This window comes from Thiocapsa imhoffii, assembly GCF_016583985.1.
Classification (GTDB): Bacteria; Pseudomonadota; Gammaproteobacteria; order Chromatiales; family Chromatiaceae; genus Thiocapsa; species Thiocapsa imhoffii.
This window is the reverse complement of the sequence record NZ_NRSD01000001.1, coordinates 96,480-110,283: the sequence shown is the minus strand read 5'-3', so window position 1 is coordinate 110,283 and position 13,804 is coordinate 96,480. Positions and strand designations below refer to the sequence as shown.

Sequence of the window (13,804 nt, the reverse complement as noted above, 5' to 3'; positions counted from 1 at the left end):
TCGCCCTACACGCCGCCCAACGGGAGGCCGTCGAGGAGACGAGCACCGCATACGACCGCGCAACGACCGTCGTGATTGGAGCGGGCGCGGTTCACGGAGAGGGTGCTCCCGAGCGGTCGCCACGACAGGCGACCGCTCAGGGCGTTGGTCAGATCACGCGGAGGGATCGATCTCGGCCAGCACGACACCGGTTGCCACCTCGAGATCGGTGGTCAGGCTCAAACAGTGTCCACGGCCATCGACTAGGTAGAGGTGGCAATTCGCCGCGCTGCGCACGGGCGTTGCACCCATGATGTCATCGTCACTGCAGTAGGTCAGGTGAAGATCGGTGAAGGCCTCACGCAGGGCTTGCACGATCTCCTGACTCAACCCGGCCCGCTGGACCACCGCCATGATCTGATCGAGACGATCCTGCGAGATCATGCCGCATCCACCGAGCGGGCGAAGCGCACCCGTGCCTCGGCGTCCTGCCCCATCACCTTGGCGAGCCAGGGTGGCGTCTTCTCGCTCAAGACCCGCTGCAACGCCTGTAGACGCGTCTGCACGCTGCCCCCTTGCGCATCCTTAATGGGGTGAATGTCCGCCTTGACCACCTTTGCGGCTGCCGGTCCACCAATCGAGGCAACGTACAGCACCTGGCAGTCGCGAATCAAGGCAGTGCGCGCCGCGTTCTTATCCTCACTCGTGTCGGCCTCGTCCGTCTCGCGGACCGCGATGAGGCGCGCCTCCCGTGCCGACACCTGATAAATCAAAAAGCGACGCGCGGCGCCGAAATGCCCATCGAGGTCATCGCCTCCATTGGAGGCACAGGCCACCCGGATCGAGCCCGGCATCTCGCCCTCGCGATACGGCTCGATCGGTGGGGCCGGAGCCAGGTCATGCCCCGCCTCACCTTTGAGGTAGGCCAGCAGACTCTTGAGCAGATCAGGATCGAGATCCGCCAGTTCGCCGTCGGCAGCCTGTTTGAGATCCTTGATACGCAGACGTTCGAGGGCCGCGGCGCTCGGCGGCAAACCCGTGCAATCGGCGAGCACGCGAAGCAAACGCGCCGGATCCCGATCGGGAAGATGGCGTGCCGCGAGACCGATCCGCAGAGCGATCTCGTCGGAGAGGGTGTCATGAGGCATCTGTTGCAACTCCCGGTGCGCGTGCCGCGAGGCACGTTGGATCTGATCTGGACCGAACCCTCAAGCCGGGACGATACAGTCTTCTTCCATGCAGACATCGAGACATTGCGGCAAACCCGGCTCGCCGTCGCCCTCGCATTCACTGCAGGTTCCGGCGTCGATCCGGTACACACCTTTCCATGCCGAGATGGATTGCGTTGGGCACAGTGGCTCACAGTCGCCGCAAGCCGTGCACAGTTCACGAATAATCTGTAGGGCCATGTCATTACTCCTGATCGGATTCGATTTCAGACAGCATCTTTCGACGTTGACCGGCGTCATCGTCGTCGTCGCGACCGGTCAGTCCCGAACGCACGACACCGCGCCCGTGGGAGCGGTCACTCAGTCATCGCCTCGCTTGAAGCGCAACGTGGTCGGAAAGGTCGGCGGTGGGCTGATCGGATCGATGTACCAACGTGACCCATCGGTCAGCTCAACGGCCCCACCCCATTGTTCACTATCGTCCAATTCCACGGAGGAAATCGTCTCCTCCATATCTTTCTTCGCGACGTAGAAGAGCAGGTCTCCCGCGTCATTCTTACGAATCATCACGTTCGGCATCAGCGGTTTGCCTCGTCTCGTTCGCGCGGCACCCCCAGCATCTCGGCGTGAGGGCCGAGGGCACCGCGCACGGGTCTACCTGACCAAGTCGTAGTTGAAGTCGGTCACACCCATCTCGCGGGTGTCTTCATCGAGCCGTTCAAGGACCGCGTTGACCAGGGTCGTGAGGATGTACATGGCTCCTTCGTAACCCATGGTGGTCATACGATGCAGGTGGTGGCGGTCAAAGATCGGGAAGCCGATCCGGATCAGAGGGACCTCATGCTCCTTGCCCTTGTGCAGGGTGTCGCGCTGGATGAACTTGCCGTAGCTGTTGCCGATCATGAAATCCGGCTTGTCGGTGAAGCACAGCGAGCGGAAGTGCCAGAGATCCGAGCTGGTGTAGACCTTGCCTTCCTTGCCGTAGGGCGACGAAGCTAGGACGCCTTCGACTTCCTTCTTCCAACGCTTGTTAGCGTGGTTGCAGAGGATGTGCGTCGGCTCGGCACCCAACTCGAGCAGGAACTTGACCATCCCCAGCACGAAGTCAGCATCCCCGTAGAGCGCGAACTTCTTGCCGTGCAGCCAGGTGTGGCTGTCGGTCATCATGTCGACCAGACGACCGCGTTCCTTAGCCAACGACTCGGGGATCGGCTTGCCGGTCAACTCGGAGACCTTCATCAGGAACTCGTCGGTCCACTCCAGCCCCATCGGGATCTTGATGTGGTTGACCGGCTGCTTCCAGGTGATCTCGGCGAACTTGCGCGTCTTCGGCAACTGCCAAGGCTGCAGCAACAGGGTGTCGATCGCATTCGGCGCGTCCTTCACCTCGGCGATGCTCGTGCCGCCGTCGTACATGCGGTACTCGCCATCGGCTGGGGTGTCGAGCACTTCGGTCGGGTCGCACAGCAAGCTATAGTCGACGCCCATCTCCTTCATCATGCGGTGCATGACACGATAGTTGCCGAGATAGGTCTCGAAGCCCGGAACCAGGTTGATCTTGCCATTGGAGCCGACGACCTTGTCCTCCATGGCATTGATCGTGAAGTAGCGCATGATCCCTTCGAACATGTTGTCCCAGCCGGTCGTGTGGCTGCCCACAAAGCTCGGGGTGTGCGCAAACGGGGTCGGGAATTCCTCCGGGACGTACCCTTCTTTCTTGGCGTTGCCGATAAAGGCATTGAGGTCGTCACCGATGACCTCGGCCATGCAGGTCGTGGAGACGGCGATCATCTCGGGCTTGTAGAGCGCACGGGCGTTCTCCAGGCCGTCCATCATGTTTTTCTGGCCGCCGAAGACAGCCGCGTCTTCCGTCATGGAGTCGGACACGCAGGCGATCGGCTCTTTGAAATGACGGTTGAAGTAGGTCCGGAAATAGGCCACGCAGCCCTGCGAGCCATGCACGTACGGGAGCGTCTTCTCGAACCCGAGCGCGCAGAGGACGGCGCCGAGGGGCTGACAGGCCTTGGCCGGGTTAACGGTCAGGGCCTCACGCTTGAAGTTGAGCTCCTGGTATTCCTGCGTCGTCGTCCACTGGAAGACCTCTTCGATCTTCTCGTCACTGTGGCGCTCTTCGACGCCGCCCTGCTTCTTGGCCAGGTTGTCCACATATTCGGCTTCCGTGAACAAGGGATAGCTGGGCTTGATGTTGTCGATGGTCTGGCTCATGGGTCTACTCCTGCCGCGCCGCTCATCCGCGGACAACGACATGCTTGAATCTGAGTTCGGTCACTCGTTCAGGTCCGCTGCGGGGTGGGCGGATACTCGTCCAATCCCACCCCACAGAGGTCCAGGGCTTTACCGCGCGAACCCGCTACCCTTAAGCGCTGGCCGCTTGTGGCGTGGCGTCTTGCTCAGAGCTCTGCAGCCAAGGCGCCTGCAGCTTTTTCCAGCAGGGGTTGTTGATCGTCATATCCATGTCACGGGCGAAGATGGCGAAGCCGTCGTAGCCGTGGTAAGGACCGGAGTAATCCCAGGAGTGCATCTGACGGAAGGGGATGCCCATCTTCTGGAAGATGTACTTCTCCTTGATGCCGGAGCCGATCAGGTCGGGCTTGACCTTCTTGACGAACTCTTCGAACTCGTAGCCGGTGATATCGTCGTAGAGCAGGGTCGCGTTACCCATCTCTTTGATGGTGCGGTCATAATCGTCATTGTGCGCGAACTCGTAGCCGGTCCCGACCACCTCCATGCCGAGGTCTTCGTAGGCGCCGATGACGTGGCGCGGACGCAGTCCGCCCACATAGAGCATGACCTTCTTGCCCTCAAGGCGCGGACGATACTTGGCGATCACCGCATCGTATTCGGCCTGATACTTGGCAATGACCTGTTCGGCATTGGCCTGGATGGTCTCGTCGAAGAAGGCGGCAATCTTGCGCAACGACTCGGCGATCTTGGTTGGACCGAAGAAGTTGTACTCCATCCAAGGGATCCCGTACTTCTCTTCCATGTGACGGGAGATGTAATTCATGGAGCGATAGCAATGGATGAGGTTCAGCTTGACCTTAGAGGTCAGCTCCATCTCGGACAGCGTCCCATCGCCCGACCACTGAGCCACCACGCGCAGGCCCATCTCTTCGAGAAGGATGCGCGAGGACCAAGCATCACCACCGATGTTGTAGTCACCGATCACCGCGACATCATAGGGACCCGTTTGGAAGGACTCATCGCCATCGCGATTGCCAATGACCCAGTCGCGAATCGCGTCATTGGCGATATGGTGCCCCAAGGACTGCGAGACCCCACGGAAGCCTTCACAACGCACCGGGACGACCGGCTTGTTGAGCTCCTTGCTCTTCTTTTTCGAAACCGCCTCGATATCGTCGCCAATCAGACCGATCGGACACTCGGACTGAACGCTGATGCCCTTGCTCAAGGGAAACAGGGTCTCGATCTCGCTGATGAGTTTGTCGAGCTTCTTGTCCCCGCCGAAGACGATGTCCTTCTCCTGGAAGTCCGAGGTGAAGTTCATGGTTCCGAAGGTGTTCACGCCCGTGTGACCCACGTAATAGTTGCGACGACCGGCGCGTGAGTAGGCACCACAACCAACGGGGCCGTGCGAGATATGGACCATGTCCTTGATCGGTCCCCAAACCACACCCTTCGATCCGGCGTAGGCGCAGCCCCGGACCGTCATGACGCCGGGCAGGGATTTCCGATTGGAGATGATGCATTTCTTCGACTGCTCGACCGATTGGTCGTTGACCGCCAAATGCTTGGCGCGATCCTTCTTCGCCTTCTCAGGATAGACCTCGAGGACCTCTTGAATGAGGGCCTGGGCTTCTTCGCGAGTCAATGCTGACATACTGGCTTTCCTCGATTCGGTGCCGCGGCCAATCTGCCGACGGTCACGCGTTGAGAAATGAATGACCAAAGAACGGCGGTGTCGTACCGCCGCGTCCATTCAATACGGCTGCCGAGCGACGCGGGTTCAGGCTGCAACGGCCTCTTCTTCCGCCGTCTTGCCAACGATGCTCTCGTCCTCGCCATCCATCAGGCCGAAGTCCATCAGCAGATCTTCGAGCGCATCCATGCTGATCGGCGTGGGGATCACGAACTTCTTGTTTTCGATGATCTTGTTGGCCAGGTCGCGATACTCCTGCGCCTGCTTGGACTTGGGGTCGTACTCGATGACCGTCATGCGGCGGATCTCGGCGCGCTGCACGACGTTGTCGCGCGGCACGAAGTGGATCATCTGGGTGCCGAGCTGACGGGCCAGCTCCATGATCAGCTCGTCTTCGCGGGCGGTGTTCCGACTGTTACAGATGAGGCCGGCCAGACGCACCGAGCCAGAGCTGGCGTACTTCACGATGCCCTTAGCGATGTTGTTGGCCGCGAACATGGCCATCATCTCGCCGGAGCAGACGATGTAGATCTCCTGCGCCTTGTTCTCGCGGATCGGCATGGCGAACCCACCACAGACCACGTCGCCGAGCACGTCGTAGAAGACGAAATCGAGGTCGTCTTCATAGGCGCCTTCCTCTTCGAGGAAGTTGATGGCGGTGATGACGCCGCGACCGGCACAGCCGACGCCCGGCTCCGGGCCACCCGATTCCACGCATTTGATGTTGCCGTAACCGACCTTGAGCACGTCTTCCAACTCGAGGTCTTCAACCGAACCGGCATCAGCCGCCATCTGCATGATGGTATTCTGTGCCTTGGCATGGAGGATCAGACGGGTGGAATCGGCCTTGGGGTCGCAGCCGACGATCATGACCTTCTTGCCGAGTTCAGCCAGACCGGCGACCAGATTCTGGGTGGTGGTGGATTTACCGATACCGCCTTTGCCATAAATGGCGCATTGCCGCATTGCCATGAGGTGGATCTCCGTGAGGGCCCGCTCAGCGGGCGTTGACAAGATTTCGTGTTCACCCACCATGCAGCAAAGCATGTGCCAATGACGATTTTCTAGGCTAAGTCATTGTTATCGTAATCATGATCTGAATCGTTCAAGCGTCAGGAGGCTGGTGGCATCCCCGACAAAGCCGCATGGCATGTATGGACAACAACCGACAAAACTCACACATCCACCGGCCCTGCGCCGCCACCCTGCCCGCGAATGCGCGCTTACCACTCAACCACTGCAATCTCCCCGCGGTGATTCTCGGCAGCGTGACCTACCAGAAGCATCCGGTTCCCTTGGAACTTGATGGTGTTCGCCACTTTCATGCCGATCTCTTCCGGACCCTCGCGCCCATCGCGCAGCACCGCGCACGCGCCCAAGCCTTCCAGGACTACATGAGCGCGCATTTTTTGCTCGACCACCTTGACGAGGCTGGACTTGTTCCCGGGAAAACCAAGAAAAAACGGATTAACGCCAATTATTTACGCATGGCACGCGGCTGGTCCTTCGACTCGGATGGGCGGGAAGGGGCCATCCTCAAGCACTGGGTCGAAAGTCGCTTCGGTCTGCTCGCTCGTCACCATGCCGGCCCCCTGCAAGGACGACACAGCGAGGTTTATCAACACTATGTCGCCGAGGGGACACGCGGCCTCTATGCCACCAATGCGTTAGAGGCCCAGCTCGACCTCCTCTACACCTATTGTCAGTACGAGCTCCTGCTGGCCCATCCGGAAGAGACGCACCTCACGCTGTATCGCGGGATCAATCGCATCGACGAGCACGAGATCCTCGAACAGCTCGGCCCCAAGCGCTACCGGGTGCTCTTCAACAACCTCAACAGCTTCACCAGCAGCCGCGAGCGCGCCGACGAGTTCGGGGACTACATCCTGATCGCGGAGGTGCCTCTACCGAAGATTTTCTTTTTCAACCGATTGCTGCCGGGGATGTTGAAGGGGGAGGATGAATTCGTGGTCATCGGCGGCGTGTTCGAGGTCGGCATCAGCACGGTCTGAGAATGTCGGGGTTGCGACAGGGACGTGGGACGGGAGTGGGTGATGACGCCGGCCGATACCTAGGGTCCACTGTGCGTAGACATGATGTGACGACCGCCCCGGAATCCTGTGCTATATTTTCCGCACACGTCACGGAGGAGAGCGACCGTCATGACAAGCCGAACTGCCTGGTTAAATCGAGGGGTTCGGCTTTTTTGTGTTTGGTTTTTGAGTGTGTGAGCTGTGCCGTTCAAGCGTCGGCTGAGAATCTGCGGTTGGGGCTATCTGTGAACTAAATCGCATGCGGTCTAGTACAGGTAAAGATGCGTTCAATCTGAATACATAGTGAGAAGAGAACTAGAATGCCTTTACCATTAATTCCCATAATAACTGCTCTTGCAACCGGCGGAACATTAGTACCGCATGCGGCAGGTGGCATGATTGTCACCTCTACTGCTGGTTATGTCGCAGGAACATATTTGAGTACTTCTGCTATAACTGGGCTTCTTACAGGTGCAACAGCAACTGTCGGGGCGGGAATAGCGTTGGCACTCACCTCTATGAAAGGACTTATGGGCGCTACTTTAGCGAGAACGGCTGCTCCGGTAGTGGCGACCACAACGGCGACAACCGTACCGTCAGCTGCGACAGGCGTGCTCGGCTTTTTGACAGGTCCTGTTGGAATAGTTCTAGCAGTAGTAGGTGCGGTACTCGGTATAGTTTACGGCGCATATCGGATTTTTATGTTAAACCGAAAATTAGCCGATACACCGAAAGACGAAGAGGTGCAATTCACAGAAAACGAAGCAAAAATAGTCGAGGGTATTATCAAGAAATTAGCAGAGAAACCCGAGAATCGTATGTCATGACGACGGACCAAGCCGAACTGCCTGGTTAAATCGAGGGGTTTGGCTTTTCTGTTTTTGGCATCATGAAGATAATCAAAATGACCACGGCCACCAATGTAGTAGCCAAGGGAATGTTGGGCAGATTGATAAAGACTAGCGTCTACGTAACATTATTAAAAGATCACCTTGAGTCAGGAGAACAACTGTGAGAGCAGGGCAGCAAGTAGTGATTGTAGCAGCAATTTCCTCAACCTATCTGTCGGGCTGTTTCAACATGCCGACTCCTCCATCACAGATAGCCAGCGCCTATACATCAGGTTTGGCCTACGCAGAGCATTCTTGCACCGCATTGGGGAAAGAACTTCTCTCGCTGACTCGTCGCGAAAATCAGCTCGCTCTGGCCCAAGAGCAACGTATCAAAACAAGAGAGTTGTTACGAACGTCTAGATGTTGAAATTTATGATATTTTGTAGTTCCAAAGACCACCGGCAAGGCCAAAAAATTGATCTATGAGCGCGGATGACTGGTTCCGAATCCGGTGCGTGAGGCAATGAAACGATTTGATTCTAGCGATCGCATGCTCGACAAGGACACGGATACTGGAGTGATGACGATTCGCTCTTTGTTGAATTTTGGTTAAGCGCGGATGTGGATTCACTTTTGATCGCTTTGGCTTTTTATGAGGTAAACGAATGTCGGCTCCACGTCCATAATCAGTTGCTGCGCCAAGAAAGCCAAGGTCGGCTCTTAGGGTCATGCCTTCAAACCAAGAAATGTGTGGAGGCAGGCATTTTTTCATGATCATATAGTCATGTACTGAGCCACCAAAAACTGGACTCATATAAAGTATTTTCAGGTCATGATTGGTGAGCGTTAGAACTTTGACGGTATGTCTTTTTTTTACCGCTGTATCGTTTCTTTTGATGGTCATCATCCGATGGTCGGACGCAGGCAACTTCTGTTCCATCAACGATAATATTGCTATATTTTTCAACAACATTCTTGAATTCGTCGCGTGACTGAACCGTTCGCTTCGGTGCGACGTTCAAGGACTCAAGAGCGCGGTTGAGCACTTCGGAGTACAACACAACGAAATCGTGTGCATGGCCTGCGCTGAGTTTAAAATGAAATCCAAGAACATCGAAAGTGGGATAGGTTTTAAGGTAGTAAAGGACGAAAAAAAGGCGCTTTTCGTGGGTATCGAGAACACCCGAGGGACCTCCTTTCGGTAGGCATTTGATTTTCTTGTTACGGAGTTTTTCCTGCAACATTTGATCATAAGCATCAGCGAAGGCCGGAACGAGGTCGTCAAATTTCTCTCGGCTCATGCCGATCGTTGCTTTGATGGTTCGATCGCGTTTGAGTTCGGTAAATTGATCGAAGACTGTCATCGTTTAAGGCCTTTAATAGCAGATCTCACTAAACTCTATGATATATGCGATAGGGCTTTAGGCACAAGGTACAACTCTAAGCAATGTACAGGCTTTCTGGCTGGGCTATGGCCAAGGGGACGGCATTGAAGCCTCTGAACTTGCAAACGTACGCGGCGAGAAAGAGGCTGTAAGGAAGGCTATGGAAAGCAAAGACTGCGAAACGGGTAACTAGAACTGGATGCAAAAGAACAAGCGTATTATCAAAGGCAAAGAGCTTTAATACTTGAACACCCACCAAGACGCGTGAGTTTTTCAACCAAATAGAGGCGAAAGGAGATGGATAAAAACAAGGCGCTATTTGAGGCTATGGCATTGCAAGCGGAAGCCTCTGGCTTAGATCGAGTCGAAACGATGGCTTATTTTTCCAACCAAGGCTTACCTCTGGAGGTCGTCACTCGTATGGACTCCCTCTGGGATCAAACTGTCAAAGTTGGAGAAGTCATTTTAAATATTGGTAAAATCATACTCTTGAAACTAGTGCAGTTTGTTCGAGCAAATCCTAATATGGCTATAGGTTTTGCAATAGGGTTAGCGCTCGGCATGTTAACCAATGCTGTCCCCTACATCGGACCAATCATTGCTCCGATTATGACATTTCTACTGACAGCAATGACAGCCCTCAGGGGGCATCGTTTGGACAAGGTGCTACGAGGCGAATACGTGGGCGATAGCATCATTGAAGATCTCATTACGATTACAAAGCAATTCTGGAGTCTTCTCTGGGACATCCTGAACGTGATTGTTATTGAGCCAGTGAGGCCCTAAGAAAATGGATAAGCTTTCGAAGGAAGATCTTATTCGAGCATTAGAGACTGCCGAGAAAAGCTCTGGTGATTTGGGTGGAAGGGTCGGCGAGATAGGCATTATGGGGCTCACCGGCGCCGGCACTGCTGCCGTAACGTCAACAGCTTTGACAACTGTTGTCACGACTGCATCGACAGCGACAGCCCCTGTCTTGGGATCAACATTTTTAGGCGGCTTGCTCGGTGCAACGGTGACGACAACTAGCACTGCTGTGGTAGCTGCTCCATTACTACCTGTCATCGGCGCAGCAGCCTTAGGGGTTTTTCTTTCCAAAGGAATTATTACGCTTGTAAAAAGTGGCTGGAATAACGATTTTAAACGAGAAAAGTATATTGCTGAACTAAGAAAAAAGGTTGCCGCCTATGATACTGTCCCATCTGTAGCAGGAAACCCAGCAGCCCAGCTTGCTAAGCTTGCAGGAATCTATGCGACGCTGCTCAAGTTGGATGTAATCGAATCTGATAAAGTTCAGTCAGTATTTAAAGGCATCGAGAATGGTTCGGTATCTGCCGATTACGCATTGACTAATGCAAAGAAGCTCGCGGACTCTCTACTTCTTGCATCTAAAAAATGATGCTGCGAGATGATGCACTGATTGCTTAGAGCGGGTCAATGACTATGCGAGGTGTCCGGATTGTAGTATAAGGAATTGAAATTTAGGAGTAAGAGGCTGTATAGGAACTAAATTATTGATTTAATGTCATAAAACTCCGAAGGCATGGGCAATCATAATGCGAATGCCGCTTTTGACTTCGGAGAAGTGAACATGACCAAAGAGAATGCTCATACGCCTATCCGCTACCCAAGCGACCTTTCGGACGAAGAGTGGGCGATCATTGAGGCCATTTTGAACGAGCTTGAGCCATACAAGACAGGCGACCTCGTAAAGTGGATCTTCGCGAGATGTTAAACGCGATGTTCTATTTGAATAAGACAGGCTGTCCATGGCGATATTGACCAAAAGATTTCCTCTCGTACGATTTTGTCAATGACTATTATCATCAATGGACACACAGCGGACTCCTAGAACATATCAATGCGGCGCTACGGTCACGTTTGCGTCAGCGTTCAGGCCGAAATCCCGACCCAAGTGGTGCCGTGATCGATAGCCAAAGTGTCAAAGGAACTCCGGAGTCATCAATCGACTCTGGGTTTGATGGCGGCAAGCTTGCGAAGGGGAGGAAACGATATATTTTATTCGATACAATGGGTTAGCTGCTCGTCGTGTGTGCACATGCCGCTAACATCTACGGTGGGAAAGCCGCTCGACAGGTCCTGATGAAACTGAAACTGTTTGTGCTGCTCCAAAGCGTCAAGATCATTTGGGCTGATCGTGGGTACTCTGGTCGTGAACTGTTTGATTGGGTTTTCACTCAATTGAATTGTTATCTTGAGATTGTGAAGAGGCAGAAAGGACATCAAGGCTTTCATGTGCTGCCTCATCGATGGGTCGTCGAGCGGACATTTGCTTGGCTGAGTCGGTCACGCCGACTGAGTCAGGATGATGAGAGAGAACCTCGTTCGAGTGAGTCGCAAGTTGATCTCGCATCGTCGCGTTTACTCCTTCGTCAAATCTGTCACAATCAAATTGCTTACTAAAAGTTTATTTGCTTCCGTTGCATCATTTAATCTCCGCTCTGTTGAGCGGAACTTTCTATACAGCCTCTTAGGCGAGGATATACAAGATGACTGACATCGTGATTGACGAAATACATGAGACCCGCAGAGCCATATCAGATAAGTTCCACGGCAATACAGCAGCTATTGCGGCAGATGCCGCCGCTCGCCAGTCCGCGTCTGGACGTCCCGTTTGGCATGCAAAGACGCCCAACAAAAGCCTCCAGCCGACCGCCCAAAGCGCCGCTCGCTTCTCTCGAAGCACTTCGGACGGTGGCTGATCCTTACGTTAGGCGCAAACCAAAAATCGGATTATCGCATGACTGAAAACCTGCACTGGGAGGATAAGGGACAAGGGGCCAGGCTCGAATTATTTAAAACGACCCGGTCAATCGCAAGGTCAGGAAGATTTAAAAGAGCCTGAATCGTATCCTGATCGAAAGACAACATAAAAAGCGCTCGAATGGCATTTTGCGGAGCACCGCCATCAAGTGACTGATTGATATGATCACATGACCCGCTGAGATCCGGGAGAACCGACAAAGTCAGGGCGCGCAGCCCCAACCCAGGCTCAGAACACCCGCACGGCCGCGAAGAGCGCGAGTGCCAAGAAGAAGATGCCGCTAACGCGATGCACCTGTCGCATCGGGATGCGGCGAAGGAATCGGACCCCCAACCAGACACCCAGCGCGGAGGTCGTGATCAATGCCAGGGTGGCACCGAGCCAGACCGCGAGCGGCGGGAAGGTCACGGTCAGCGCGGCCACCGCCAGTTGCGTCTTATCGCCCATCTCGGCAAGCAGGAGCATCAGCAGGGTCGTGACAAAGATCCCATGACCCGTCTTGCTCGAGGTCGTGCAATCCGGATCGTCATCCTCATCGCGGTTCATCAGGGCCTTCAGACCAAAAACCCCGAAGAGAATCGCGACGGCCGCGGCCAGGAGTCGCTCGGGGATCCATTGCGCCAAGGCGGCCCCAAAGACGACCGCCAGAGTATTGAGGATGGCGAAGGCCACGGCCGCACCCAACATCACCGGGACATGACGGTGCCGCGCGGCCAGGGCAATGCACACGAGTTGGCTCTTATCACCGATCTCGGCCAGGAAAATGAGACCGAAGGTCGAGACGATTGCGGTCAGAAGGTCAAGGGATGGCATGGTGCTCTCATGATTCAGTCGAGCGCGATATCGATCGCCACCATGACAACAAAGCCCAGGAGCACGCCGAACGTGGCCTTACCCTTGTGCCCCTGACGATGGGATTCGGGAATGATCTCGTGACTGATGACGAACAGCATCGCCCCGGCCGCGAACGCGAGCGCCAGCGGCAGGAAGAGACTGAAGAGGCTCACTGCGGTGGCCCCAATCAGGCCGCCTAATGGTTGGACCAAACCGGTCAAGAGGGTCACGCCGAAGGCGGTCCAGCGGCCATACCCCAGGGACAAGAGCGCGATCGCGACCACCAACCCTTCCGGAATATTCTGCAGCCCGATCCCGATGGCGAGAGCCACACCATCGGAGAGATGCTCGCCACCGAAGCCGACCCCAACCGCCAAGCCCTCTGGCAAGTTATGCAAGGCAATGGCGAGGATAAAGAGCCAAACACGCCGGATCTTCGCGGGATCAGCGCCACTTTCCGGGCCCGTGATGAAATGCTCATGCGGCACCAGATGATGCAATGCGAGCAACACCGCACCTCCCGCGCCGATCCCCACGGCCAGGATCCCGATGGTGATCCAGTCATCCCCGAACAGAGCCTCGGCGCCCGCAACGGCCGGGAGCACCAACTCAAATGCCGTCGCGGCGAGCATGACACCGGCACCGAAGCCCATCAGCGAGTCCTCAACCTGACTCGAGAGTTGGCGCACGAAGAAGATCGGCAATGCCCCCACCCCGGTCAAGAGACCCGCCACGAGACTCGCGAGAAAACCGAGTTGCAGCACGCTCAACTCGCTCAAACGCGGCTCCAGCCTGGGCCACACCAGACCAATCGCCACGATCAGCGCGATCAAGGCCAGGATCATCAAGATGGCGGCAGCCTGCGACCAGGCCTGCGCTTGGTGT

General features: G+C 55.5%; 17 protein-coding genes. 5 read left to right on the top strand and 12 right to left on the bottom strand.

Annotated features, from left to right (window positions below; translation table 11 throughout):
* Positions 1-153: 153 nt before the first annotated feature.
* From CKO25_RS00495 to nifH, 7 genes are all read right to left on the bottom strand, one after another.
* Positions 154-423 (bottom strand): DUF6129 family protein, encoded by a 270-nt coding sequence (locus CKO25_RS00495; protein WP_200385952.1) that lies wholly within the window; start codon positions 421-423, stop codon positions 154-156.
* Positions 420-1,127, bottom strand: a complete 708-nt coding sequence (gene nifX / locus CKO25_RS00490; RefSeq protein WP_200385951.1) for a nitrogen fixation protein NifX — start codon at positions 1,125-1,127, stop codon at positions 420-422. Before nifX ends, CKO25_RS00495 begins: the two co-directional genes overlap by 4 nt.
* Positions 1,128-1,187: 60 nt before the next feature.
* Positions 1,188-1,388 (bottom strand): 4Fe-4S binding protein, encoded by a 201-nt coding sequence (locus CKO25_RS00485; RefSeq protein WP_200385950.1) that lies wholly within the window; start codon positions 1,386-1,388, stop codon positions 1,188-1,190.
* 120 nt (positions 1,389-1,508) lie between these two features.
* Positions 1,509-1,727 (bottom strand): putative nitrogen fixation protein NifT, encoded by a 219-nt coding sequence (nifT, locus tag CKO25_RS00480; protein ID WP_200385949.1) that lies wholly within the window; start codon positions 1,725-1,727, stop codon positions 1,509-1,511.
* A 75-nt stretch (positions 1,728-1,802) separates the two neighbouring features.
* Positions 1,803-3,374 (bottom strand): nitrogenase molybdenum-iron protein subunit beta, encoded by a 1,572-nt coding sequence (gene nifK / locus CKO25_RS00475; protein ID WP_200385948.1) that lies wholly within the window; start codon positions 3,372-3,374, stop codon positions 1,803-1,805.
* Positions 3,375-3,525: 151 nt separating this feature from the next.
* Positions 3,526-5,010 carry a nitrogenase molybdenum-iron protein alpha chain gene (gene nifD, locus CKO25_RS00470; RefSeq protein WP_200385947.1) on the bottom strand — a complete coding sequence of 495 codons (1,485 nt, stop codon included), beginning with the start codon at positions 5,008-5,010 and terminating at the stop codon, positions 3,526-3,528.
* Positions 5,011-5,136: 126 nt separating this feature from the next.
* On the bottom strand, positions 5,137-6,021 hold the full coding sequence (gene nifH / locus CKO25_RS00465; RefSeq protein ID WP_200385946.1) for a nitrogenase iron protein: 885 nt from the start codon (positions 6,019-6,021) through the stop codon (positions 5,137-5,139).
* Positions 6,022-6,203: 182 nt separating this feature from the next.
* On the opposite strand from nifH, the gene CKO25_RS00460 reads away from it, so the two are divergent.
* Both CKO25_RS00460 and CKO25_RS00455 read left to right on the top strand, forming a co-directional pair.
* Positions 6,204-7,061, top strand: coding sequence for an NAD(+)--dinitrogen-reductase ADP-D-ribosyltransferase (locus CKO25_RS00460; protein WP_200386303.1), 858 nt, complete (start codon positions 6,204-6,206; stop codon positions 7,059-7,061).
* A gap of 341 nt (positions 7,062-7,402) precedes the next feature.
* A complete protein-coding gene (locus tag CKO25_RS00455; protein ID WP_200385945.1) occupies positions 7,403-7,909 on the top strand; it encodes a hypothetical protein in 507 nt (168 codons plus the stop codon).
* Positions 7,910-8,345: 436 nt separating this feature from the next.
* Here the strand turns inward: CKO25_RS00455 and CKO25_RS00450 are convergent, their stop codons facing one another.
* Positions 8,346-8,819, bottom strand: a complete 474-nt coding sequence (locus tag CKO25_RS00450) for a transposase family protein (RefSeq protein WP_242467298.1) — start codon at positions 8,817-8,819, stop codon at positions 8,346-8,348.
* Positions 8,746-9,279 (bottom strand): transposase family protein, encoded by a 534-nt coding sequence (locus tag CKO25_RS00445; protein WP_200385943.1) that lies wholly within the window; start codon positions 9,277-9,279, stop codon positions 8,746-8,748. The genes CKO25_RS00450 and CKO25_RS00445 overlap by 74 nt, the downstream gene beginning before the upstream one ends.
* Before the next feature lie 318 nt (positions 9,280-9,597).
* Between CKO25_RS00445 and CKO25_RS00440 the strand changes: the two genes are divergently transcribed.
* Entirely contained in the window at positions 9,598-10,086 is a 489-nt protein-coding gene (locus tag CKO25_RS00440) for a hypothetical protein (RefSeq protein WP_200385942.1), read from the top strand.
* A 4-nt stretch (positions 10,087-10,090) separates the two neighbouring features.
* Positions 10,091-10,699, top strand: a complete 609-nt coding sequence (locus tag CKO25_RS00435; protein WP_200385941.1) for a hypothetical protein — start codon at positions 10,091-10,093, stop codon at positions 10,697-10,699.
* Between the two features lie 126 nt (positions 10,700-10,825).
* Here CKO25_RS00435 and CKO25_RS22110 read toward each other — a convergent pair whose 3' ends face one another.
* Positions 10,826-11,086: a hypothetical protein gene (locus CKO25_RS22110; protein ID WP_443080667.1), complete on the bottom strand. Its 261-nt coding sequence runs from the start codon at positions 11,084-11,086 to the stop codon at positions 10,826-10,828.
* A gap of 317 nt (positions 11,087-11,403) precedes the next feature.
* Here CKO25_RS22110 and CKO25_RS20945 point away from each other — a divergent pair, with 317 nt between their 5' ends.
* Positions 11,404-11,724, top strand: coding sequence for a transposase (locus tag CKO25_RS20945; RefSeq protein ID WP_242467239.1), 321 nt, complete (start codon positions 11,404-11,406; stop codon positions 11,722-11,724).
* A gap of 589 nt (positions 11,725-12,313) precedes the next feature.
* Here the strand turns inward: CKO25_RS20945 and CKO25_RS00425 are convergent.
* Together CKO25_RS00425 and CKO25_RS00420 are read right to left on the bottom strand one after the other, a co-directional pair.
* Positions 12,314-12,898, bottom strand: coding sequence for a TMEM165/GDT1 family protein (locus tag CKO25_RS00425; RefSeq protein WP_200385940.1), 585 nt, complete (start codon positions 12,896-12,898; stop codon positions 12,314-12,316).
* Positions 12,899-12,912: 14 nt separating this feature from the next.
* Positions 12,913-13,764 carry a ZIP family metal transporter gene (locus CKO25_RS00420; protein ID WP_371829690.1) on the bottom strand — a complete coding sequence of 284 codons (852 nt, stop codon included), beginning with the start codon at positions 13,762-13,764 and terminating at the stop codon, positions 12,913-12,915.
* Positions 13,765-13,804 lie beyond the last annotated feature (40 nt).